Source organism: Nonomuraea bangladeshensis (assembly GCF_039529455.1).
GTDB lineage: Bacteria > Actinomycetota > Actinomycetes > Streptosporangiales > Streptosporangiaceae > Nonomuraea > Nonomuraea bangladeshensis.
In genome coordinates this window covers 252,920-274,651 of record NZ_BAAAMV010000001.1, presented here as the reverse complement: position 1 = coordinate 274,651, position 21,732 = coordinate 252,920, and the positions used below count along the sequence as shown (strand labels likewise).

General features: G+C 72.0%; 18 protein-coding genes. 7 read left to right on the top strand and 11 right to left on the bottom strand.

The window, feature by feature from the left end:
* Positions 1 to 8 precede the first annotated feature (8 nt).
* Positions 9 to 515: a snapalysin family zinc-dependent metalloprotease gene (locus tag ABD292_RS01150; protein ID WP_344204533.1), complete on the bottom strand. Its 507-nt coding sequence runs from the start codon at positions 513 to 515 to the stop codon at positions 9 to 11.
* A gap of 159 nt (positions 516 to 674) precedes the next feature.
* On the opposite strand from ABD292_RS01150, the gene ABD292_RS01145 reads away from it, so the two are divergent.
* Complete coding sequence (locus tag ABD292_RS01145; protein WP_344204532.1) at positions 675 to 2,573, top strand: ABC transporter ATP-binding protein; 1,899 nt, start codon at positions 675 to 677, stop codon at positions 2,571 to 2,573.
* Position 2,574: 1 nt separating this feature from the next.
* On the opposite strand, the gene ABD292_RS01140 is transcribed toward ABD292_RS01145, so the two are convergent.
* From ABD292_RS01140 to ABD292_RS01125, 4 genes are read right to left on the bottom strand one after another with little or no spacing between them, the layout of a single operon-like run.
* Positions 2,575 to 3,789: an erythromycin esterase family protein gene (locus ABD292_RS01140; RefSeq protein ID WP_344204531.1), complete on the bottom strand. Its 1,215-nt coding sequence runs from the start codon at positions 3,787 to 3,789 to the stop codon at positions 2,575 to 2,577.
* A gap of 9 nt (positions 3,790 to 3,798) precedes the next feature.
* Positions 3,799 to 4,689, bottom strand: a complete 891-nt coding sequence (locus ABD292_RS01135; protein WP_344204530.1) for a carbohydrate ABC transporter permease — start codon at positions 4,687 to 4,689, stop codon at positions 3,799 to 3,801.
* Between the two features lies 1 nt (position 4,690).
* Entirely contained in the window at positions 4,691 to 5,620 is a 930-nt protein-coding gene (locus ABD292_RS01130; RefSeq protein WP_344204529.1) for a carbohydrate ABC transporter permease, read from the bottom strand.
* Positions 5,617 to 6,969, bottom strand: a complete 1,353-nt coding sequence (locus tag ABD292_RS01125) for an extracellular solute-binding protein (RefSeq protein ID WP_344204528.1) — start codon at positions 6,967 to 6,969, stop codon at positions 5,617 to 5,619. The genes ABD292_RS01130 and ABD292_RS01125 overlap by 4 nt, the downstream gene beginning before the upstream one ends.
* A 301-nt stretch (positions 6,970 to 7,270) precedes the next feature.
* On the opposite strand from ABD292_RS01125, the gene ABD292_RS01120 reads away from it, so the two are divergent.
* The 3 genes from ABD292_RS01120 to ABD292_RS01110 are packed head-to-tail and all read left to right on the top strand — an operon-like array spanning position 7,271 to position 12,034.
* Positions 7,271 to 9,739, top strand: a complete 2,469-nt coding sequence (locus tag ABD292_RS01120) for a glycoside hydrolase family 3 N-terminal domain-containing protein (RefSeq protein ID WP_344204527.1) — start codon at positions 7,271 to 7,273, stop codon at positions 9,737 to 9,739.
* Positions 9,723 to 10,754: a LacI family DNA-binding transcriptional regulator gene (locus ABD292_RS01115; protein WP_344204525.1), complete on the top strand. Its 1,032-nt coding sequence runs from the start codon at positions 9,723 to 9,725 to the stop codon at positions 10,752 to 10,754. Before ABD292_RS01120 ends, ABD292_RS01115 begins: the two co-directional genes overlap by 17 nt.
* A 26-nt stretch (positions 10,755 to 10,780) precedes the next feature.
* Positions 10,781 to 12,034, top strand: a complete 1,254-nt coding sequence (locus ABD292_RS01110; RefSeq protein WP_344204524.1) for a PP2C family protein-serine/threonine phosphatase — start codon at positions 10,781 to 10,783, stop codon at positions 12,032 to 12,034.
* A gap of 6 nt (positions 12,035 to 12,040) precedes the next feature.
* Here the strand turns inward: ABD292_RS01110 and ABD292_RS01105 are convergent, their stop codons facing one another.
* The 4 genes from ABD292_RS01105 to ABD292_RS01090 are packed head-to-tail and all read right to left on the bottom strand — an operon-like array spanning position 12,041 to position 15,985.
* Positions 12,041 to 12,886 (bottom strand): sugar phosphate isomerase/epimerase family protein, encoded by an 846-nt coding sequence (locus tag ABD292_RS01105; protein ID WP_344204522.1) that lies wholly within the window; start codon positions 12,884 to 12,886, stop codon positions 12,041 to 12,043.
* 52 nt (positions 12,887 to 12,938) lie between these two features.
* Positions 12,939 to 13,772, bottom strand: coding sequence for a carbohydrate ABC transporter permease (locus ABD292_RS01100; RefSeq protein WP_344204520.1), 834 nt, complete (start codon positions 13,770 to 13,772; stop codon positions 12,939 to 12,941).
* Positions 13,769 to 14,659 carry a carbohydrate ABC transporter permease gene (locus ABD292_RS01095; protein WP_344204518.1) on the bottom strand — a complete coding sequence of 297 codons (891 nt, stop codon included), beginning with the start codon at positions 14,657 to 14,659 and terminating at the stop codon, positions 13,769 to 13,771. Before ABD292_RS01095 ends, ABD292_RS01100 begins: the two co-directional genes overlap by 4 nt.
* Before the next feature lie 9 nt (positions 14,660 to 14,668).
* The gene (locus tag ABD292_RS01090; protein WP_344204516.1) at positions 14,669 to 15,985 is read right to left on the bottom strand and encodes an ABC transporter substrate-binding protein; all 1,317 of its coding nucleotides are present in this window, start codon (positions 15,983 to 15,985) and stop codon (positions 14,669 to 14,671) included.
* A gap of 229 nt (positions 15,986 to 16,214) precedes the next feature.
* Between ABD292_RS01090 and ABD292_RS01085 the strand changes: the two genes are divergently transcribed.
* The 3 genes from ABD292_RS01085 to ABD292_RS01075 are packed head-to-tail and all read left to right on the top strand — an operon-like array spanning position 16,215 to position 19,248.
* Positions 16,215 to 17,216, top strand: a complete 1,002-nt coding sequence (locus tag ABD292_RS01085; RefSeq protein WP_344204513.1) for an SIS domain-containing protein — start codon at positions 16,215 to 16,217, stop codon at positions 17,214 to 17,216.
* A 7-nt stretch (positions 17,217 to 17,223) separates the two neighbouring features.
* Positions 17,224 to 18,102: a PfkB family carbohydrate kinase gene (locus ABD292_RS01080; protein ID WP_344204511.1), complete on the top strand. Its 879-nt coding sequence runs from the start codon at positions 17,224 to 17,226 to the stop codon at positions 18,100 to 18,102.
* A gap of 30 nt (positions 18,103 to 18,132) precedes the next feature.
* A complete protein-coding gene (locus tag ABD292_RS01075) occupies positions 18,133 to 19,248 on the top strand; it encodes a LacI family DNA-binding transcriptional regulator (protein ID WP_344204508.1) in 1,116 nt (371 codons plus the stop codon).
* Here the strand turns inward: ABD292_RS01075 and ABD292_RS01070 are convergent.
* Both ABD292_RS01070 and ABD292_RS01065 read right to left on the bottom strand, forming a co-directional pair.
* Entirely contained in the window at positions 19,229 to 20,596 is a 1,368-nt protein-coding gene (locus ABD292_RS01070; protein ID WP_344204506.1) for a xylan 1,4-beta-xylosidase, read from the bottom strand. The genes ABD292_RS01075 and ABD292_RS01070 overlap by 20 nt on opposite strands.
* 95 nt (positions 20,597 to 20,691) lie before the next feature.
* Positions 20,692 to 21,681: an endonuclease/exonuclease/phosphatase family protein gene (locus tag ABD292_RS01065; protein ID WP_344204503.1), complete on the bottom strand. Its 990-nt coding sequence runs from the start codon at positions 21,679 to 21,681 to the stop codon at positions 20,692 to 20,694.
* Positions 21,682 to 21,732: the final 51 nt, after the last annotated feature.

The window sequence follows — 21,732 nt, the reverse complement described above, 5'->3', positions numbered from 1 at the left end:
TCGGCGTGCTACCGGTCGAACTCGTGCAGCCGGTCGAACTCGACGAGCGGCGCGGCGGTGCCGGCGAAGGCCCGGTCCACCGCCGCTCGTTCGGCGGCGCTCGGGTTCGCGTTGGTGCAGCTCGTGGGCGCGCTGGAGCCCGACATCAGATCGGTGCACAGGCCGGTGCGCCGGTCGGGCAGGCCGAGGATGTGGCCGATCTCGTGGGCGGCGATGCGGACCGGGTTGTAGCCCTGGGAGGTGGCCTCGCGGCCCATCCAGACCGTGCCGCGGCCGAGGCTGGTCGGCAGGGCGCGGGGCCAGCCGTTGTCGGCGATCACGGTGAAGTGCGCGGGCGTGCCCTTGACCAGGCGCACGTTCGACACGCTGGAGTTCCAGATCGCGGCGGCCTGGTCCACGGCCGAGACGAATTCGGCCGCCCGGCTGGAGTCGTACCGGAGCACCGTGACCAGGGCGGCCGCGCGGGCCGGGGTGGCGACCGCGAGCAGGGCGAGACCGAGGACGAGGGAGAGCACGTGACGTAAGCGTCGGGGCATGGGGGTCCTCCGAGGGGTGGGGGTGGCTGTCACGGTATGCGCGCTCCCGCGCCTCGGCACCTGTCAGATTGCCCCTATCACGGTGTTATGACCTTCGCCGGCGGCGAGCCTGTCGGTTCGGACGGGCACACTCACGTCATGCCCGAAGCTCCCCCCGAACCCAGCCCCCGGCCTGCGCCCGAGCCGGATCTCGAACTCGGCGAGATCACGCCCTCCACCTACTACGCCCACCACGACACCATGGCCGCGGTCGGCTTCCTGACCATGGCCAGGCGGCTGCCCTCGCTCATCGCCGAGGCGCTGCGCCTGGCCTGGTCCGCCAGCCCCCGCGACACCGTGTCCACCGTCTCGCTCAGCCTGCTCGGCGGGATCGTCACCGCGTTCGGGCTGCTGGCCACCACGGGCGCGCTCACCGCGCTGCTCAGCGAGGGCCCGACCCCGGACCGGGTGCTGGCCGCCCTGCCCAGCCTGGTCCTGGTCGGGGCGGCGGCCGTGGCCCGCGCGCTGCTGCAGGCGGGCGCCGGATGGGCCGAGGCGCGGCTCGGCCCGCAGCTCGAACGGGCCGCCGAGACGCGGCTGTACGGGCTGACCAGCAAGGTCGAGCTGATCGCCTACGACGATCCCGAGTTCCACGACGCGCTCGAACGCGCCGAGGGCTACGGCGTGAACACCGTCGGCGTCGTCGTCTCCTCCGCCGTCGACGTCGTCACCTCGCTCGTCGGCATCGCGGCGGCGGCCGGCGTGCTCGGCGTGCTGCACCCGGTGCTGCTGCCGCTGCTCCCGCTGGCCGTGCTGCCCGACGCCTGGGCCGCGATCCGCGCCGCCCGCCAGCGCTACACCACGGTCAACGGGCTCGTCCCGGCCCGCCGGCGCAAGTACATCATCAGCCGTCTGCTGGCCGACCGCGACTGCGCGGCCGAGGTCCGCGCCTTCACCATGCGCGCGTTCCTGCTGCGCGTCTACGACCGGGTGGCGCGGGCCGAGCAGGAGGAGATGCTCAAGCTGGTCAGGCGGCAGACCTTCACCCGGCTGGCCGGGCAGGCGCTCGGCGGCCTCGGCAGCGCCCTGGTCTACGTCGCGCTCGGCGTGCTGCTCGCGGTCGGGGCGATCCCGCTGGCCGTGGCGGGCACCGCGGTCCTCGCCATCCGGTCGGCCCAGGGCTCGCTGTCCAGCCTGCTGTTCACCACCAACACGCTGTACGAGCAGGGCCTCTACTTCACCGACTTCCTGCGCTTCTGCGCCGACGCGGAGGGCCGCCTGGTCCCGCCCCGCCCGCAACCGGCCCCTGAGGGCTTCGACCGCATCACCGCCGACGACCTGACCTTCACCTACCCCGGCGCGGAGGAGCCGGCGTTGCGCGGGGTGTCCGTCGAGATCAAGCGGGGCGAGATCGTCGCGTTCGTCGGCGAGAACGGCTCGGGCAAGACCACCCTGTCCAAGATCCTCGCCGGCCTGTACGAGCCCGACACTGGGTCCGTCCACTGGGACGACATCGACCTGCGCGAGGTCGATCCGGAGGCCCTGCGCGCCCGCACCGCCGTCATCGCGCAGGACCACACCCGCTGGCCGCTCACCGCCCGCTACAACATCACGATGGGCACCGACAAGGGCGAGCGGGCCCTGCACTCGGCGGCGAGGGTGGCCGGGGCCGACGAGGTGATCGCCGGGCTGCCGCACGGCTACCGCACCCTGCTCGACCGCCGGTTCAAGGACGGCCACGAGCTGTCCGGCGGGCAGTGGCAGCGCATCGCCGTGGCCCGCGGCTTCCACCGCGACGCCGACCTGCTCATCTGTGACGAGCCCACCGCCGCGCTCGACGCCCGCGCCGAGCACGCGCTGTTCGAGCGCATCCGCGGCCACGCCGACGGCCGCACGGTGCTGCTCATCACCCACCGCCTGGCCAGCGTCCGCCTCGCCGACCGCATTTACGTGCTGGAGCACGGCAAGGTCGTCGAGCAGGGCGACCACGACGCGCTCATGGCCAGGGGCGGCCTCTACGCCGACCTCTACGGCCTCCAGGCCGCCGCCTACCGGTGAGCTACGGCAGCGGGGTGGAAGCGGTGGCGGTGTGGACGAAGGCCAGGCCGTCGAACTCCTCGCCAAGGACCACGGGCTTGAACGCCAGCGAGGCGGTCAGCCGGCCGGCGACCGCGCCGAACGACCGGAAGTGCGCGGTGGTCGCCAGCCACTCCGCCACGGCCGCCGGCCGCTCCCCGCCGCGCAGGTCCACGACGTGGTCGGCGGGGCAGGCGGCGGCCAGCCGCGTCTCCACGGCGAGCGGCGTCGTCGCGGGCGGCACCCGGAACGTCCGCGTCGGCAGCCGGTCCTCCGGCGGGGGAGCGCCGAACCGGAGGAAGCGGGGCCGGCGGCGCAGCCGGGACTTGGGGACGGCGCGGAACTCGCCGGAGCCGAAGAGGGCGCCCAGGGCGTAGTAGGCCGCGCCGTGCGCGTCGGCGAGGTGGCGTCCCATGGTGGCGGCCCCGCCGATGCGGCCCTTGCCGATGTGGCCGTTGTGCGCCCACAGCACGACCTTCGCGCCGGGCTCGGCGAGCAGCAGGCTCGCGTTCCCGGCCATGTGGCGGTCGCGGGCCGCGCCCAGGGTCAGCTCGGGGTCGGTGTGCGTGAAGGGACGGCACGACAGCTCGGCGGCCTGACGGACGACGCGGGCTGCCTCGCGGACCTCGTCGGGGCCCTCCGCGATCACATGATCAGCCAGCCGCCGTGCCGCGGTCTCGACCTCGGGGCCCAGTGGCTCGTCCCGCCCCCACCGTGACCGGGCCAGCACCTCCAGGGGGCCGAGCAGCTCGTCCGCCGCCTCTCCCAGGTGCTCGCGCAGGAGCCGCAGCGCCGCGTCCGGGTGCTGCGGATCGACGCCGACGAACCGTACGGGCCGCTCGGCGGTGCGGTTGTGCTCACGCAGCCACTCGACCACGGCCAGCATCTCGGCGGTGTCGAGCGTCCAGAAGCCCAGCCCGGCGACCACCTGTCCGGCGTCACCGCGGCCGGTGCGCACGTGGTCGTCCACGGCCCGGGCCGCCGCCGCGCTGGCCTCGACCGCGAGGGTGGTGAAGCCGAGCTCCCGCACCAGCAGCTCGGTCAGCCGCCGGCGCAGGGAGAAGAACTCGGCGCTGCCGTGCGTGGCCTCGCCCAGCCCGACCAGCCGCACCCCCTCCAGCGCGGCCCGGAACGGGGCCGGCTCGTCGAGCGGGACCGCCCGCCCGGCGAGCCATCGGGTGATCTCGTCGTGGGTCACGCGCCCAAGTTACTTGCTGAACCCCGCGGTCAGGCCCGCGAGGAGCTGGCGGCGGCCCAGCACGTACAGGACGAGGATGGGCAGCGTGGTCAGCACGACCGCGGCGAGCACCGCCGGCACGTTGATGCTGTACTGGCCCTGGAAGCTCGCCAAGGCCAGCGGCAGCGTGCGCTGCTCCGGGCTCTGCGTCAGGATCAGCGGCAGCAGGAAGCCGTTCCAGATGGCGAGCGCGTTGTAGATGGTCACCGTCACCACGGCAGGGCGGGTCAGCGGGAGCGCCAGGTGCCACAGCGTGCCCCACTCGCTGGCGCCGTCCAGCCGCATCGACTCGAACAGCTCCTTGGGCACGTCCCTGATGAAGTTCGACAGGACCAGCACCGACAGCGGGATCGCGAACGCGATCGACGGCAGGATCAGCGCCAGCAGCGTGTCGTACAGGTGCAGCCTGATGATGATCAGGTAGATCGGGATGACCGTGGCCTGGAGCGGGATGGCCAGCCCCATGAGGAACAGCGAGTTCGTGGAGCGCAGGAAACGGCTGCCGCCGCCGCGCACGATCGCGTACGCCGCCATGAACGAAACCGCGACCGCCGGCGCCACCGCCCCGATCGCCACCACCAGGCTGTTGACGAAGTAGCGGATGAAGCCCGACTCGACGACCATCTGGTAGTTGGCGAGGGTGGGCTCGGACGGCGGCGCGAACGGGTTCTCGGCGTAGTAGTTGCTCTGCGACTTGAAGCTCGTGACGACGATCCAGTAGATCGGCACGATCACGACGAGCAGCCAGATCCAGCTGATCGCGCCGCCCAGCCAGTTGGGCCGCTCCCCGAGGCGGCGCCGGGGCGGGCGGGCGTGCTGGGCCGCGGTCCGCGACGGCTCCTTGGTCAGCGTCGTCGCCATGTCAGGCCCCTTCCAGCTGGCTGGCGTTCGCGTCCCGGCCGCCGAGCCGGCGCAGCAGGAGCGCCAGGACCAGGCCCACCAGAACCAGGATGCAGGCGATCGCACTGGCCGGGCCCATGAGGTTGGCCTGGAAGCCGCGCTTGTACATGTCGATGGCGAGGACCCGGGTGGCGTCGCCGGGACCGCCCGCGGTCAGCACGAAGATCAGGTCGAAGAACGTCAGCGAGCCGACGACCATGAGCGTCGAGGACGTGATGATCGTGTACTTGAGCTGCGGCAGCGTGATGCTGAAGAACTTGCGCACCCGGCCGGCGCCGTCCAGCTCGGCCGCCTCGTACATCGACCGGGGGATCTGGCGCACGCCGCCCTGGTAGATCAGCGAGTGGAACGGGATGAACTGCCACGACACCACGAAGATGATCACGCCCATCGCCAGGGCGGGCTCGCCGAGCCAGTCCTGCACCAGCAGGTCGATCTGCAGCCCGGCGCCGAGCCCGAAGTTGGGGTCGAGCAGCGCCTTGTAGGTGATCGCGATGGCCGCCGAGCTGAGCAGCAGCGGGATGAAGTACAGCACCGCGAGCACCGCGCGGTAGCGCTGCTGCCCGGCGAGGAACACGCCGATGAGGATGCTCGCGGGCGTCTGCACCAGCCACGACAGGGCCATCACCAGGAACGTCACCCAGAGCGCGTGCGGCAGCCCGGGGTCGGCCAGCACCGCCCGCCAGCTGTCGAAGCCCGTGACGTTGATGTCGCCGAGCCCGTCCCACGAGGTGAAGCTGAGCAGGAGCACCCCGATGAGCGGGATCACGCCGAAGCCGACGAAGAACACCAGGGCCGGGACCGCGAGCCAGGGGAGCGCCGAGGCCCCCCGGCCGCCGGACGAGGCGGCCGGGGGAACGTTCCGCCCGGACGGGAGGGGGATGACGCTCACTTGCCGATGACCGCGTTCATGTTCGAGGTGAACTGCTGCGGCGAGATCGACAGCTGGAACAGCTTGGCGATGTTGTCCAGCAGCACCTCGGCCGCCGTCGGGCTGAGCGCCTGGTCCCAGGACTGCGCGAAGGACTTGGCGTTGACCGCGATGCCGTAGACGAACTTGAGGAACTCCGCGTCCGGCGAGGAGGTGAACATCGAGTCGGCGCCCTTGACGATCGGCACCGCGCCGGTGCCCACCCACTCCTTGGCCGAGGCGTCGCTCATCAGCTCGGTGGCGAAGAACTTCTTGGCGATCTCCTTCTGCTCCGGCGTGGCCTTGGAGGAGATCGACATGTACTGGCCGGGGTTGCCGACCGTGTTGCCGGGGTCGCCCTTGCCGCCGTCGACCGGCGGGAAGTTCATGTAGCCGAGGTTGCCGCCGGAGACGAAGTCGCCGCCGTCGGTCTTCATGCTGCCGTACGTCCAGCCGCCGTGCAGCATCATCGCGGCCTTGCCGGTGTAGAGGAGGGCCTGGTCGGCGTTGGAGTCGGCGGTGATCGAGGAGAAGCCCTTGATGAAGCCGTTGGCCTTGATCAGCTCCTGCATCTTGGTCAGGGCGTCGAGGGCGGCGGGGTGCGACCAGGCGTCCTTCTCGCCGTCGAAGACGGCCTGGAAGACCTCGGGGCCGGCGATGCGGTCGAAGAGGAACTCCAGCCACATCATGTTCGTCCAGCGCGACTGGCCGCCCAGCGAGAACGGCGCGATGCCCTTGGCGTTGAACTTCGGCACCAGGTCCATGATGTCGCCCCACGTCTGGGGCGGCTGCGCGCCGATCTTCTCGAAGGCCCGCTTGTCGTAGTAGAGGACGATGGGCTGCATGGTCTCGCACGGCATCGCGTAGATCTTGCCGTCGATCGTGGCCGCGCCGAACGAGGAGGGGAAGAGCCGGTCCTTCAGCTGCTGGTTCTGCTCGAAGAACGGCGTGAGATCGTCGACCTGGCCGGCCTGCACGTAGCTGCGCAGCGTGCCGCCGCCCCAGCCCCAGATCAGCGTGGGGGCCTGGCCGGCGCCGATGGCGGTCTTGATCTTCGTCTTGAAAGCGTCGTTCTGGAAGGTCGTGCCCTCGATGGTGCCGTTGGGGTTCGCCTTGTTGAAGCGCTCCATGGTCCTGGTACGCACGCCCTCCTGCGGCTGCGTGGACAGGTACCAGTAGGTCGCGCTCTTGCCGCCCCCTCCGCCGCCGGTGCTGGCGGCGGTGCCGGGCTTGGTGGGCCCGGAACTGCCGCAGGCGGCCAGGGCGGCTCCCAGGGGAACGCCCATGGAGAGGCTGAGGAACGTGCGGCGGGAAGTTGTCCTGGTCTCCACGCTGATCTCCGTACTCGAACGCCGGGGGGGTTGGGCGCGCGTCCCTTTGAACCAGGGATGCGAGGTGAGCTTGTCGAAACATTTGCGACATGCCGCGTGGCACGCCAATCTAGGTTTCGGGAATGTGCCTGTCAAGACCGCCGCTGTGCGATGCCTCCCTATTCGAACAGGGGTCGAGTAAAGTACGCTGACGCGGCGCTTAGCTGCTCATCTGGTGACGAGGAGGTCTCGCTCAGAGGTCGCTGACGGCGTCGAAACATTTCGAAAAACTAACGCTGATATTCGGCTTTAAGGAGCACCGATGACGGCCGTGGAGCGAACTCCCGAGGTGGGCGCGGGCCGCCCGTGGCAGGACCCCGCCCTTCCCCTTGCGGACCGGGTGGAGGCGCTCCTCGCGGAGCTGACCCTTGAGGAGAAGATCGGCCAGCTCGGCAGCCGGTGGATCGGCAACGACATGCAGGCCGAGCAGGCGGCCGGTGTCGACCAGGTTGACGGCGTTGACCAGGTTGACGGCGTTGACGACACCGGCGATGACGCCGCACTCAACGTGGCCCCCATGCAGGACGTGTTCGCCGCCTCCGGCACCGTCCCGTTCGCCGAGGCGATCCGGCACGGCCTCGGCCACCTGACCCGGGTGCACGGCAGCGCGCCCGTCACGCCCCAGGAGGGCGCCGCCGAGGTGATCAGGTTGCAGCGCCAGGTGATCGCGGCCTCGAGGCTCGGCATCCCGGCCATCGTGCACGAGGAATGCCTGACCGGGTTCACCGCGTACGGCGCGACCGTCTACCCGGCCGCCATCGCGTGGGGCGCGACGTTCGACCCGGAGCTCGTCGAGCGGATGGCGGCGGCGATCGGCCGCGACATGGCCGCGGTCGGCGTCCACCAGGGCCTGTCGCCGGTTCTCGACGTGGTGCGCGACTACCGGTGGGGGCGGGTCGAGGAGACGATGGGCGAGGACCCCTACCTCGTCTCCATGCTCGGCGCCGCCTACGTGCGCGGCCTGGAGAGCGCCGGCGTCATCGCCACGCTCAAGCACTTCGCCGGCTACTCGGCCTCCCGCGCGGCCCGCAACCACGGCCCGGTGCCGATGGGCCGGCGCGAGCTGATGGACATGATCCTGCCGCCGTTCGAGACCGCGATCGCGCTCGGCGGGGCCCGCTCGGTCATGAACTCCTACTCCGACGTGGACGGCGTGCCCGCCGGGGCCGACCCCTGGCTGCTCACCGAGCTGCTGCGCGACGAGTGGGGCTTCACCGGCACCGTCGTCTCCGACTACTGGGCGGTCCCGTTCCTCGCCACCATGCATCAGGTGGCCGCGGACGCCGAGGAGGCCGGCGCGCTCGCCCTGGCCGCCGGCATCGACGTCGAGCTGCCCGACACCCTCGGTTTCAGCCAGCGGCTGGCCGAGCGGGTGCGCGGCGGCGAGCTGCCCGAGGAGCTGATCGACCGCGCCGCGCGCCGGCTGCTCACCCAGAAGGCGCAGCTCGGGCTGCTCGACGCCGGCTGGACGCCGGAGCTGTCCGTGGCCGGGGCCGGCACCGTGGATCTGGACGGGCCGGGCAACCGGGAGCTGGCCCGCGAGCTGGCCGAGCGCTCGATCGTGCTGCTCGACGCGGGCAGCGCGCTGCCCCTGCCGGCCGAGGGCCGGGCCGCGCCGCGCCGGGTGGCGGTCGTCGGGCCGTGCGCCGACGAGCCGCGCACGTTCATGGGCTGCTACGCCTTCCCCAACCACGTGCTGCCCCGCCACCCCGGCCTCGGGCTCGGCGTCGAGGCCCCGAGCCTGCTCGACGCGCTGCGCGCCGAGCTGCCCGGCGCCGAGATCGTCCACGAGCGGGGCTGCGACGTGCAGGGCGGCGACCGCTCCGGCTTCGCCGCCGCGGCCGCCGCCGCCCGCGAGGCCGACCTGTGCGTGGTGGCCGTCGGCGACCTCGCCGGGCTGTTCGGGCACGGCACGTCGGGGGAGGGCTGCGACGCCGACGACCTGCGGCTGCCCGGCGTGCAGGAGGACCTGGTCACCGAGCTGGCCGCCACGGGGACGCCGGTCGTCGTGGTGGTCGTGTCCGGGCGGCCGTACGCGCTGGGCGAGGTGCACGCCGCCGCCGCCGGGCTCGTGCAGGCGTTCATGCCCGGCGAGGAGGGCGGCGCGGCCATCGCCGGCGTGCTGTCCGGACGGGTCCAGCCGTCGGGCCGGCTGCCGGTGCAGATCCCGCGCGGGCACGGCGGCCAGCCGGGCACCTATTTGCAGCCGCCGCTCGGCGCCGACAGCCACGGCATCAGCAACCTCGACCCGACCCCGCTGTTCCCCTTCGGCCACGGCGCCTCATACACCTCCTTCGCCCTCGACGACCTGCGGATCAGCGACGCAGAGGTGCCGACGGACGGCGAGTTCACGGTGGGCGTGCGGGTGCGCAACACCGGCGGGCGGGCCGGTGACGAGCTCGTCCAGCTCTACCTGCACGACGTCCTCGCCCAGGTCACCCGGCCGGTACGCCAGCTCGCCGGGTTCGCCAGGGTCCGGCTGGAGCCCGGGGCGGCGGCCCGCGTCACCTTCCGCGTGCACGCCGACCGCACCGCCTTCACCGGGCGCGATCTGAGGCGCATCGTGGAGCCAGGGGACATCGAGGTGCTCGTCGGCACGTCCGCCGCCGACCTGCCGTGCCGCGGCGTGGTCCGGCTGACCGGCCCCGTACGGGCCGTCGGCCACGACCGCCGCCTCGACACGCCCTTCTCCGTGGACGTTCAGGAGGGAATCGATGCCGGCCACTCCTAGGCGCGCCACCCTCGCCACGGTCGCGGCCTCGGCCGGGGTGTCGGTGGCGACCGTGTCCAAGGTGCTCAACGGGCGCAGCGACGTCGCCCCGGCGACCCGCTCGCTGGTCGAGTCGCTGCTGCGCCAGCACGACTACGTGTCGCCGTCGCCGCGCCGGGGCGAGAGCGCCGGGACGGACACGGTCGAGGTGCAGTTCGACTCCTACATCAACGCGTACTCGACCGAGCTCATCCAGGGCCTGATCAACGCGGGGGCCGAGCTGGGCGTCGGGGTCGTGGTCAGCCTCAGGCGGGACGCGGCCCGCCCCGGCCCCTGGGCGCGCGAGCTGGCCGCCGCCGGGCGGCGGGCGCTCATCGCGGTCACCAGCGAGCTGACCAGCGGGCAGCTCACCGCGCTGGCGCGGGCGCGGGTGCCGCTGGTCGTCATCGACCCGCTCAACCTGCCGCGCACCCGCGTGACCAGCGTCGGCTCGACCAACTTCGCCGGCGGGCTGGCCGCCACCCAGCACCTGCTCGGGCTCGGCCACCGGCGCATCGCCTACATCGGCGGCCCGGCCACCGCGGCCTGCAACCAGGCGCGGCTGCACGGCTACCGGGCGGCGCTGGAGGCCGAGGGCGTCGTGCTGCCGCCCTGCTACACGCACTTCGGCCACTTCCGCTACCAGGACGGGCTGACGTATGGCGCCACCGTGCTCGACCTGCCCGAGCCCCCCACGGCGATCTTCGTCGGCTGCGACGAGACCGCGCTCGGCGTCATGGAGGCGGCCCGCGCGCGCGGGCTGCGCGTCCCCGAGGACCTCAGCATCGTGGGCTTCGACGACACCCAGATCGCCCGGATGGCCTCGCCGCCGCTCACCACCGTCCGCCAGCCGCTGCGCGAGATGGGCAGCGTCGCGCTGCGCACCGCGCTGCGCCTGGCGGCCGGCGAGCCCATCGACTCCCATCACGTCGAGCTCGCCACCGAGCTGATCGTGCGCGGCTCGACGGCGGAGGTGACCTGCGCACGTCAGGGCTGAGAGACGCCCCGCCCGGGTAGGACCCGGTGATCGGGGGGTGGGGCGTCATGCGGGCCGGCGACGAGGTCTGTGAGGGGATGCTCGGCGCGCTGCTGCGCGTCGGCCCGCCCGCCTCGCTGGAGGACCTGCCCGAGCTCGTCACCGAGCACGCCGGCCGCGCCGGGCTCGCCCACCCCATGCTGTACGTCGCCGACCTCCAGCAGCAGTTCCTGCTCCCGCTGCCGGGCCAGCGCGACGAGACCGGCGCCCCGCTCCACCGCATCCCCATCGACACGACCATCCCCGGCCTGGCCTTCCGCACGATGGAGCCGATGCAGGCCCGCACCGCCGTCGCCGCGGGCGAGCCCGCCGAGCTCTTCACCGGGGAGGGGCCGCGCCGGCTGTGGGCGCCGCTGCACAGCGGCACCGAACGCCTCGGCGTGATCGGGGTGATCGTGCCGCACGCCGACGGGGACGTCCTGACGCGCCTCACCCGGCTGGCCGGCCTGGTCACCCTGCTGGTGCAGAGCAAGCGCGCGTTCAGCGACGGCTACGCCCAGCTCGTCCGCACCCGGCCGATGGCCCTGTCCGCCGAGGTGCTGTGGAACCTGATGCCCGGCGCGACCTTCGCCAACGACCGGGTGGTGGTCACCGCGGCGCTGGAGCCCGCGTACGAGGTGGGCGGCGACGCCTTCGACTTCGCGCTCAACGGCGACGTGCTCCGGCTGTCGATCTTCGACGCGATGGGCCACGACACCTCGGCCGGGCTGACCGCCACCATCGCGGTCGGCTGCTGGCGCAAGCACCGCCGCGAGGGCGCCGACGTGGTGGCCGCGGGGGAGGCCGTGGACGACGCCATCGCCCGGCAGTTCGGCACCACCCGCTTCGCGACCGGAATCCTCGCCGACCTGGACACGCGGACGGGCCGGCTGGTGTGGGCCAACCGGGGGCATCCCCCGCCGGTGGTGCTGCGCAGGGGCCAGCTCGTCGCCACCCTCGACGCCGCGTTCGGCGCCCCGATGGGGCTCGACCTGGGCCTGCCCACCGAGCCCGGCCGCTACCACCTCGAACCGGGCGACCGGCTGCTCCTCTACACCGACGGCGTCATCGAGGCCCAGGACCCGCAGGGGGAGCTGTTCGGGCTGGAACGGTTCATCGACTTCGTCATCAAGCGCGAGGCCGACGGCGTGTCCGCGCCCGAGACCCTGCGCCGCCTGATCAACGCGATCCTCGACCACCAGCGCGGCTGGCTCCAGGACGACGCGACGGTCCTGCTGGTCGAGTGGCGCCCCCCGTCCTGACCGCCGTTACGCGGCCTCGCCAGGCAGGTGCGCGCGGACGGCCGCGAGGCACCGCTCCACGGCCGGGCGGGGGTCGAAGGCGTACGTGCCCGGCCCGAACAGCTCGAACGTCAGATGCCCCGCGTACCCGCGCCGGTCCAGCGCCTCCAGGTAGTCCGCCAGCGGCAGCTCCCCCTCGCCCCACGCCAGGTGGCCGGTGGGCCGCCCGTCGATGAGGTGCACGTGCCTGACCCGGTCGCCGAGCGCGTCGAAGTAGCCGTCCACGGTGTCGCCGGCGGCGGCCATGGCGACGGTGTCGAGCACCGCGCCCAGGTTGGGCGCGCCGACCTCGCCGATCATCCTGGCCAGCCCGGCGGCGTCGTTCACCAGGTTGGACTCCACCCGTTGCAGCGCCTCCAGCACGCACGTGACGCCGAGCGTCGCGGCGTGGGCGGCGATCTCGCCGATCGCGTCGGCCGAGCGCCGCCAGGCGTCCGCCACCGGCTCGTCCTCGAAGCCGCGCCCCGGCGTGAGCAGCAGCAGCTCCGCGCCGAGCTCGGCGGCCAGCTCGGCGGCGCGGCGGAACATCGCGATGCTCTCCTGCCGCAGCCACGCCTCCGGCGAGGCCACGTTGACCGGGTACATCACCTGCTCGGGCGTCAGGCAGCGGACGGCCATCCCGCGGGATTCGGCCGCGCGGCGCACCGCCCGCGCCTCGGCGTCGCTCATCCGCGGCACGTGGAGCTGCGGCGCGATGCCCCACAGCTCCAGGCTCTCGCGGCCGAGCGCGGCGGCGTCGTCGAGGAAGCGCTCGAAGGGCAGATGCTGGTAGGAGAAGTTCGAGCCGGTGAACCGGGCGAGCGACAGTGCCATGAGGACAGACTCCCTTACTTGCCGACCCTACTTGCCGACTCCGTCGGCGAGCTTATTTGCCGACTCCGTCGGCGAGACCCTTGACGATGTAGCGCTGCCCGAACAGGAACAGCAGCACGACCGGCAGCGCCGCGATCACCATCCCGGCGAACACCACCGGGTACTCGGTGCCGTGCTTGCTCATCAGGCTGGTCAGCCCGACCGGCAGCGTCTGCACGCCGGTCCCGCTGGTGAAGACCATCGCGAACAGGTACTCGTTCCAGGTGAACAGGATGTGCAGCAGCACCGTGGAGACGAGGATCGGCTTGCACATGGGCAGCGTGATCCGCCAGAAGCAGGTCCAGCGGCCCGCGCCGTCCATCGACGCCGCCTCGTCCACCTCGCGCGGCAGGTCGATCATGTACGCCCTGATGAGGAACGTCGTGAACGGCACCCGGAAGGCGGTGTAGAGGATGAGCAGCGCCCAGAAGGTGTTGTACAGCCCCATCGCCTGGAACATCTTGACCAGCGGCACCAGCGCCACGGTCGGCGCGAGCATGAGCCCGCCCAGGATGATCCCGGTCAGCCCCTTCCCGAACGGCAGGTCGACCCGGGTCAGCCCGTACGCCGCCCACGCGCTGACGAGCACGGTCACGACGGTCGAGGTGACCGTGACCAGCACGCTGGTGCTGAGATAGCCGCTGACGCCCCGGTTCCACGCCTTGGCGTAGTTGTCGAAGCTCCAGTCCAGCGGCAGTGCGAACGGGTCGCCGAACAGCTCGGCGTTCGTCTTGAACCCGTTGAGCGTCATCCACAGCAGCGGGTAGAGCACCACCACCGCGAGGGCCAGCAGGAACGCCCACACGAACACGCGGGCGACCGCGCCGAGGAAGCTCAGCCGCGTCACCACTCCACCCTTCCCCTGCGCGAGGCCCTGAGCTGGGCGATCGCGATGCCGAGCGTGATCACGAACAGCACGGTCGCGATCGCGGCGGCGTAGCCGAAGTTGTTGCGGACGAAGCCGCTGCGGTACAGCCACGTGCCCAGCACCTGCGTGGAGTTGTTGGGCCCGCCGGCCGTCATCACCATCACCTCGTTGAACACCTGGAACGCGCCCGAGACGGTGAGGATGGTCATGATCCCGGTCATCTCGCGCACCAGCGGCAGCGTGACGTGCACGAAGCGGCCGATGGGGCCGACGCCGTCGATGGCGGCGGCGCCGTAGATCTGCGACGGGATGCGCTGGATCGCGACCGCGAACAGCAGCGTCGAGTAGCCGAAGCCCTGCCACTGGCTCATCGCGATGATCGCCGCCATCGCGGTGCTCTCCTGGCCCAGCCACGCCTGGGCCAGCTCGGGCAGGCCGACGGCCTTGAGCGCGTGGTTGAGCGGGCCCAGGTTCGGCTCGTAGATGAAGTAGAACAGCAGGCCCGCGACGGTCATCGAGATCGCGGACGGCACGAAGTAGATCGCCCGCAGCGCCCGCTGCCAGCGCTGGCTGCGCACACTCTCGACGAGCGCCGCCAGCAGCAGCGCGCCGAACACCTGGAACACGATGGAGATCACCGCGTACAGGACGTTGTTGCCGAGCGAGGACCAGAAGACCGGGTCGTCGACGAGCCGGACGTAGTTGTCCAGGCCGACGTACTCCTGGCTTCCGCTGTAGATGTCCCACTTGAGGGTGCTGAACTGGAGGTTCTGCACGAGCGGCAGGTAGACGAAAACGCCGACCAGCACGAGGGCGGGGACGACCCACGCGAGCCCGAGCGTCCTTTGCAACAGGTTGGCGCGCAACTGAGGCTCCTACTTGGCGGACTCGGAGGCCTGGCGCACGCTTTCGAGCACCTTGTCGGCCGTCATGCCGCCGCTGACCATGGCCTCGCCGCCGGCCAGCCAGGCGTCGGCGACCTCGGGCACGGTGACGGTGTCGAGCCAGATGGCCAGCTTGGGCGCCTTGTTGACGAGCTGGATGCCCTCGTAGACGGCCTTGCTGGAGGTCTCGGGCGTGACCGCGCCGACGACCGTGCTCGGCTGCCCGTACGGCGGTGCCGACAGCGTCTTGGCGTTCTCCAGTTCGGTCACGAACTTCATGAAGTCGACCGCGAGCGCCACCCGGGGCGACTTGGCGTTGATGAGGTAGCCCTCCGGCGAGCCTTCGAGCACGCCGGGGTCGCCGGCCGCGTTCGCCGGGACGGGGAGCTGGAAGATGCCGAAGTCGTCCGGCTTGACCTTGCCCGAGGTGGCGTTGTCGAACTCCAGGATCTCCTGGTAGTACATGGCGGCCTTGCCGCCCGCGAACGCCTCCTGCGCGGAGGTGTAGAGCACGCCGTTGGTGCCGCTCTTGGTGTCGGTGCACTCCTCGACCAGCGTCTTGAACTGGTTGAGCGCGGTGACGTAGCCGGGGTCGGCGAGCTTGGCGGTCTCGGGCGCGAAGTCGGCCTCCAGCGTGGCCTGGGGCACGTTGTAGGCGAAGAGCTGCTGGAGGTAGTGGAGCGCGGGCCAGCCGTCCTTGTTGCCGAAGGCGACGGGCTCGTAGCCGGCCTTGCGCAGCGGCCCGCAGGCGGCGATGAGCTCCTCGAACGTCTTGGGCACCTCGACGCCGGCCTTGGCGAAGGCGGCCTTGCTGTAGCCCATGAACTTGCCGTTGCCGTACAGCGGGATGCCGTAGTACTTGCCGTCGCGGGCGAAGGCGTCCAGCGAGCCGGGGCTGAAGGTCTTGCCCCACTCGGTGCTCGGGCCGATCACGCCGGTGAGGTCGGCCGCGCGGCCGCCTCGGATGTAGTTGTCGGCCCAGTTGCCGGTCCAGGTGAAGTAGATGTCCGGCAGCGCGTCGGAGGCGGTGAGCGTCTTGAGCTTGTCCTTGACGCTCTGGTCGGTCTCCTGGATGAGCTCGATCTTCACCTGCGGGTGCCGCTTGTTGTACTCGGCCGCGAGGTTCTCGAAATAGGGGCCGGTCGGGTCGCCGGCGAACTTCGTGAGAACGCTCAGGGTGCCGGAGAACTCCGGCGTGGCGGCGGCGTCTGCCGCGGGTGCCGCCTCCGGCTGCCCGCCGGAGCAGGCGGCCAGCGCGAGTGTGGTCCCGAGGAGTGCCGCGAACGTCGAGAGTGCGCGAGGGCGCATGGGCTTCCTTTCTCCCGCCTTGGTGTTGGCCGACCTTACAGGCGCTCTGATACCGGTACCAGACCCAGTGGCGAAGATCTTTTCTTCGTTGCTCCGCCGTGACCTTTTCCTCCCAGCAAAGCTCCAGGTAAAAGCGGCCTGACCCGACTCACGGGTTGACGCGGCGCGGAACGCTGTGCCAACGTGGCCCCGCCTGATACCGGTATCAGAGTCGCGAAAGGACACCCTCATGCTCGGATTCAACGAGCCGGAATTCCTCGCCCAGTCGGCGAGCGCCGTGGCCCTCCGGCCCCAGATCGAGGAGCTGGTGGACCGGCTCGTGGACCAGGGCTTCGACACCCTGCTCCTCGTCGGCGCGGGCGGCACGTACGCGCAGATGTGGCCCTACGAGCACCTGGCCCGCCGCTCCTCCACGCTCGACGTGCGGGCCGTCATCGCCGCCGAGCTGATCGTCTCCGGCGACGCGCGGCTCGGCGAGCGCACGGTCGCCGTGTTCACCTCGGTCTCCGGCACGACCGACGACAGCGTCCGGGCCATCGACTACTGCCGGTCCAAGGGGGCGTACACGATCTCCTTCACCGGCCACCCCGACTCGCCGGTGGCGACGAAGGCGGACATCGCCCTGGTCTCGCAGCCGAAGACCTGGCCGTTCGACTTCCAGCTACTGCTCTTCATGACCCGCCTGCTGGCCCGCCGGGGCGAGTTCGACGGCTACGAGCGCTTCGCCACGGAGCTGGCCGGCATCCCCGAGATCCTCGTCGAGGTCGCCCGGCAGGCCGAGCCCGTGGCCTCCGCCTTCGCCGAGGACCACAAGGACGCCGACTACCACTTCCTCATCGGCGGCGGGAACCTGTGGGGCTTCACGTACCTCTACTCGATGTGCATCCTCGAGGAGATGCAGTGGCTGCGCACCACCCGCGTGCACAGCGCCGAGTTCTTCCACGGCTCGCTGGAGCTGCTGGAAGAGGACACCAGCGTGATCATCTTCCAGGGCGAGGACGAGACCAGGCCGCTCACCGACCGCGCCGAGGCGTTCGCCCGCCGCGTCTCCAAGGACGTCACGGTCTTCGACACCCGCGACTACCCGCTGACCGGCATCAGCCCCGAGTTCCGCGGCCTGCTCGCGCCGCTCGTGCTCGACACCGTCATGAGCCGGGTCAGCAAGCACCTGGAGCGCGTCCGCGACCACTCCCTCGACCTGCGCCGCTACTACCGCGTCATGGACTACTGAGGCGACCATGAGAGTGCTGGGCTTCGGCGACAACATCGTCGACCGATTCGTCGACCGGGGGGTCGACTACCCGGGCGGCAACAGCGTCAACGTCGCCGTGTACGCCCGGCGTCTCGGCGCCGACTCCGCCTACCTGGGCGTCTTCGGCGACGACGACCTCGGGACCTTCCTCGGCGGCGCCATCGCCGCCGAGGGGGTGGACGCCGGCCGCTGCGTCGTCCGGCGGGGCGAGAGCGGCGTGTCCCACCTGCGGGTGGACGACGGGGAGCGGATCTTCCTCGGCTGGAACGGCGGCGGCGTCACCGTGCGCGAGCCTCTCGCGCTCGACGACGCCCTGCTCGGCTACGTCGCCGGCTTCGACCTCGTGCATTCGAGCGTCTACAGCCGCAGCGAGCCCGAGCTGCCCAAGCTGGCCGCGCTCGGCGGCCCGCTGGTCAGCTTCGACCTGTCCAGCGAGGAGGAATACCGCGACCCCGCCTACCTCGACCGGGTCTGCCCGCACGCCGACCTCGTGCTGCTGTCCTGCTCCCACCTCAGCCCGGCGGCCACGGAGGAACTGCTGGCCGAGGCGGTGCGCAGGGGGGCCGGGCTCGCGCTCGGCACCCGCGGGGTGGACGGCGCGATGGCCGCCGACGGGCGGGTGACCGTCTCCGGCCCGGCCCGGCTGGTGGACGACGGCGCCCTCGTGGACACGATGGGGTGCGGCGACGCCTTCCTCGCCGGGTTCGCGGTGTCGCTGCTGCGCGGCGGCTGGACCAGGGGCGCGCGGCCCGCGCCCGGCCTGATCGAGCGGGCGCTGGAGGACGGCGCGCTGGCCGCCTACGACCAGTGCTTCGTCGAGGGCGCCTTCGGCCACGGCCGGCCGAGCCCCGTGGCTAGCATGTGACGGGCTGATCAGGAACGAGGGACGACAACCATGGCGACTGAGCGGGGCCAGGCGGGGCCGACGATCTCCGAGGTGGCGGCCGAGGCCGGGGTGGGCCGCGCCACGGCGGCCCGCACGCTCGGCGGCTACGGCTACGTCAGCCCCGAGCTGCGGGCCCGGGTGCTGGCCGCGGCCGAGAAGCTCGGCTACCGCGCCAACGCCCTGGCCCGCAGCATGTCCACCGGCGTGAGCCACACGCTCGGGGTGATCGTCGCCGACATCGGCAACCCGTTCTTCGCCGGGCTGCTGCGGGGTGTCTCCGACACCTCGCGGGCCCGCGGGTTCGACGTGATCGTGCTCAGCACGTACGAGAACCTCCAGGAGGAGGTCGCGGCCGCCAACGTGCTCATCGACAAGCGCGTGGACGGCTTCATCGTGGCCTCGGCCGCCCTCCAGCGCGGCCAGGTCGCCCACCTCAAGGCCGCGCTCGACCGCGGCATCCCGGTCGTCCTGGTCGACCGCGCGGTGACGGCGCTCGACCTCGACGCCGTCGTCATCGACAACCGCGACGCCGCCCGCGAGGCCGTCGAGATGCTGATCGCGGCGGGGCACCGGCGGATCGGGTTCGTGTGGGGGCCGCGGGTGAGCGAGCCGCCCGCGACCCGGCGCGAGCTGCTGGCGGCGGCCTCCCGCAACCTGTGGACCGACGGCGAGCGGCTGCGCGGCTACCTCGACGCGCTCGACGACGCGCACATCCCCTTCGACCCCGAGCTGGTCATGGTCGGGCCGAAGACGGAGGAGCGGGTGGTGCGCGAGGTCGGGCGCATGCTCGCGCTGCCCGACCGGGTCACCGCCGTCTTCTGCACCGAGACCGACGGCATGACCGGCTCGCTGCGCGCCCTGCGCGCCGCCGGGCTCTCCTACCCCGACGACGTCTCGCTCGTCGGCTTCGACGACAACGCGTGGGCCGCGGTCATGGAGCCGCCGCTCACCATGATCGCGCAGCCCGTCCACCAGCTCGGCGCCAAGGCGGCCGAGGTGCTGCTCGACATCCTCGGCGGGGCCGAGCCGGCCCGCGAGATGCACACGCTGCGCTCGCGCCTGATCCGCCGCGCCTCGGTCGCGCCGCCGCCGGGAACGCCGAGGGTCAGCGGGAGCTCCACCTGACCTCGTACGGCTTCAGCTCGTACTCCTTGCCGTCCACCTCCGCAGTGGCGGCCCCGTCCGTGGTGTTGACCAGCACCAGCTGCTCCGGCTGGGCCAGCACCCTGACCTTCGGGTCGGAGGAGGAGACGTCGTCCAGCTTCGCCCCGGCGGGGAACCACTTCACGAAGTTCTCGATGAGCCGCTGCGTGGCGGACGGCGCGCCGGTGCGCGGGTCCCACAGGCAGCCGTTGCAGGCGGTGTCCTTGGTCTGCGGGTTCCAGTAGAGCGCGGTGGCGGCGCCGCTGCGCGCGAACTCCATCATCGAGGCGGCCTGCACGGCCAGGCGCTTGCCCTCCGGCCATTTGGTGCCGTTCTCGGGCTGGAAGTACCACTCCGACCACCAGATCGGCATGTCGCCGGTCTTCTCGCGCAACCAGGTGGTGATCGCGCTGAACTTGCTCAGCGCGCCGAACTCGTCGGGCAGCAGCTCGTGGGCGTCGGTCGGGGAGGCGCCGTCCACGACGATGAAGTCGGCGCCCTTCTTGTGCTCGTTCCAGTAGTTGAACGCGTCGAGCACGTTCTGGTTGACCACGCCCCAGTCGCCGCGCAGCTCCGAGCGGCCGCTCCTGTTGCTGTCGAAGCCGAGGTACGGGCCGCCGACCTTGGCGTCGGGACGGACCGCCTTCACCGCGTCGTACACCTTGTTGTACAGCTGCGTGTAGCCCTTGTAGTCGGCGGGCCTGCGGTGGTCCTTCCAGAAGCCCTTGAACTCGTTCCAGACCATGAAGTACTCGACGTCGCGGTAGCGCTCGGCGACCGTGGCGGCCAGCCTGGCGAAGTCGTCGAAGTGCTCGGGGTAGGGGGCGTCCTCCAGGTGCTCGGCCCAGCCCTCCCCGGAGGTCGGGCCCTCGGGGCCGCCCTTCATCCAGTCGGGGGCGCAACAGAGGGTGATGACCTGGGTGCCGCCGGACGCCTTCATGAAGCCCGTGCGGCTGTCCAGGTCCTCCCAGAAGAACTCCTGGCGGCGCGGCTGCGGGTTGAGCGCGCCGAAGCCCATGATGTGCTGGTTCTGCAGCATGGGGGTCTGTGAGAGCGAGCCGGCGACGGTCTGCTCGAAGCGCGGGTTGATGTTGTTGGCGCTGGTGCCGGTGTGGGTGAAGCCCCAGCGCGGCCAGCCCGGGTCCACGGCGGGAGGCTTCGCCTCCACGGACGGCTGCGCGGGCGCGGTCGCCTGCGGCTTGGGCTGCCCGGCGTCCGGGTCCGGGCCGCCGTCGCCGGGGCCGCATCCGGCCACGATCATCGCCAGCGCCACCGCGGCGATCGCTCCTGCCGGCCGCCTCCACATCGTCTTCCCGCTGTCCGAAGCCACCTGGATCCACCCGTTTCTGATGATTCGTCGTTGTGAGCATCGCACGGCAGAGCCCGTGCGGGGATCCCGGATCTGCTCGGGCGCCGGCGGGCGGCTCATCCGCGCACCCGCAGGTCCGCGAAGAGCGCACGGTGGTCGGAGCCGGGAAGATCGTGGATCCGTACGGCGACCGCCCCCGCGCGGCCGTCGGTGAGCACGTGGTCGATGGCCACGAGCGGTGGGAACCGGCGCATCGGCCAGGTCGGCACGAGCCCCTGGCCGGTCGCCGCCGCGGCGTCGGTGTAGCCGGTGTCCAGCAGGCTCCGGAACACGGCGTGGTCCAGCGTCGCGTTGAAGTCGCCGGCCAGGATGCGCGGCGGCCCGGTGGCCGGCGCGGGCGGCAGCGTGGCCACCCCGGCGTGCCACTCGGGCACGGTCGAGGGCACCGGCGCGACCGGGTGCACGACGACCACCTCGACCGCCTGGCCGCCGGGCAGCGCCACCTCGGCCACCGGCATGTGGTGCCCGACCGGCCGGAACAGCCCGGTGCGCTCGCGCAGCGGGTAGCGGGCGTAAAGGCCGCTGCCCACCGGCCCCCAGGTCGCCGGCTTGGCCACCTGGTAGGGCAGCAGGCTCTCCAGCCCGGCCGCCCGCAGCCGCTCCTGCTCGGCGAAGGTGAGCTCCTGGAGGCTCAGGACGTCCACGTCATGGTCGCGGACCAGGCCGACGATCGTCTCCGCGTCGCCGCGGCCGCCGTTGAGGTTGGCCGTCAGCAGCCGGAGCGGCCGCCCCTCCGCCGGCGCGGCGGACGCGACGGCGCGCGGCACGACGCACCAGGCCAGGCAGACGCACACGGCCAGCATGACGGCGATCGCCGCCCTGCTCCGCAGGGCCACCGCGAGCCCCAGCGTCAGCAGCGCGGCGAGCGCGAAGTACGGCGTGAACGAGACCAGCGGCACCAGCAGCGCCCCGGTCTCCAGGCCGCCGAGCCGCACGGCCGTCCCCGCCGCGAACAGCACGGACACCGCCACGGCGATCCGCCCCACCCACCGCCGGCGGGGCCGGGACCGCGTGGTGGCCCCGCCCGCCACCTCTTGCGTTAACACAGCCACGCACTCTAGGCGGCCTTCATGAGATTTCCATGATGGGCGGGGCGG

Excerpts from the sequence above, each read along its gene's own strand:
- ABD292_RS01145 (WP_344204532.1), top strand. The coding sequence starts at position 675 with ATGCCCGAAGCTCCCCCCGAACCCAGCCCCCGGCCTGCGCCCGAGCCG.
- ABD292_RS01135 (WP_344204530.1), bottom strand. The coding sequence starts at position 4,689 with ATGGCGACGACGCTGACCAAGGAGCCGTCGCGGACCGCGGCCCAGCAC.
- ABD292_RS01120 (WP_344204527.1), top strand. The coding sequence starts at position 7,271 with ATGACGGCCGTGGAGCGAACTCCCGAGGTGGGCGCGGGCCGCCCGTGG.
- ABD292_RS01115 (WP_344204525.1), top strand. The coding sequence starts at position 9,723 with ATGCCGGCCACTCCTAGGCGCGCCACCCTCGCCACGGTCGCGGCCTCG.
- ABD292_RS01105 (WP_344204522.1), bottom strand. The coding sequence starts at position 12,886 with ATGGCACTGTCGCTCGCCCGGTTCACCGGCTCGAACTTCTCCTACCAG.
- ABD292_RS01090 (WP_344204516.1), bottom strand. The coding sequence starts at position 15,985 with ATGCGCCCTCGCGCACTCTCGACGTTCGCGGCACTCCTCGGGACCACA.
- ABD292_RS01085 (WP_344204513.1), top strand. The coding sequence starts at position 16,215 with ATGCTCGGATTCAACGAGCCGGAATTCCTCGCCCAGTCGGCGAGCGCC.
- ABD292_RS01080 (WP_344204511.1), top strand. The coding sequence starts at position 17,224 with ATGAGAGTGCTGGGCTTCGGCGACAACATCGTCGACCGATTCGTCGAC.
- ABD292_RS01075 (WP_344204508.1), top strand. The coding sequence starts at position 18,133 with ATGGCGACTGAGCGGGGCCAGGCGGGGCCGACGATCTCCGAGGTGGCG.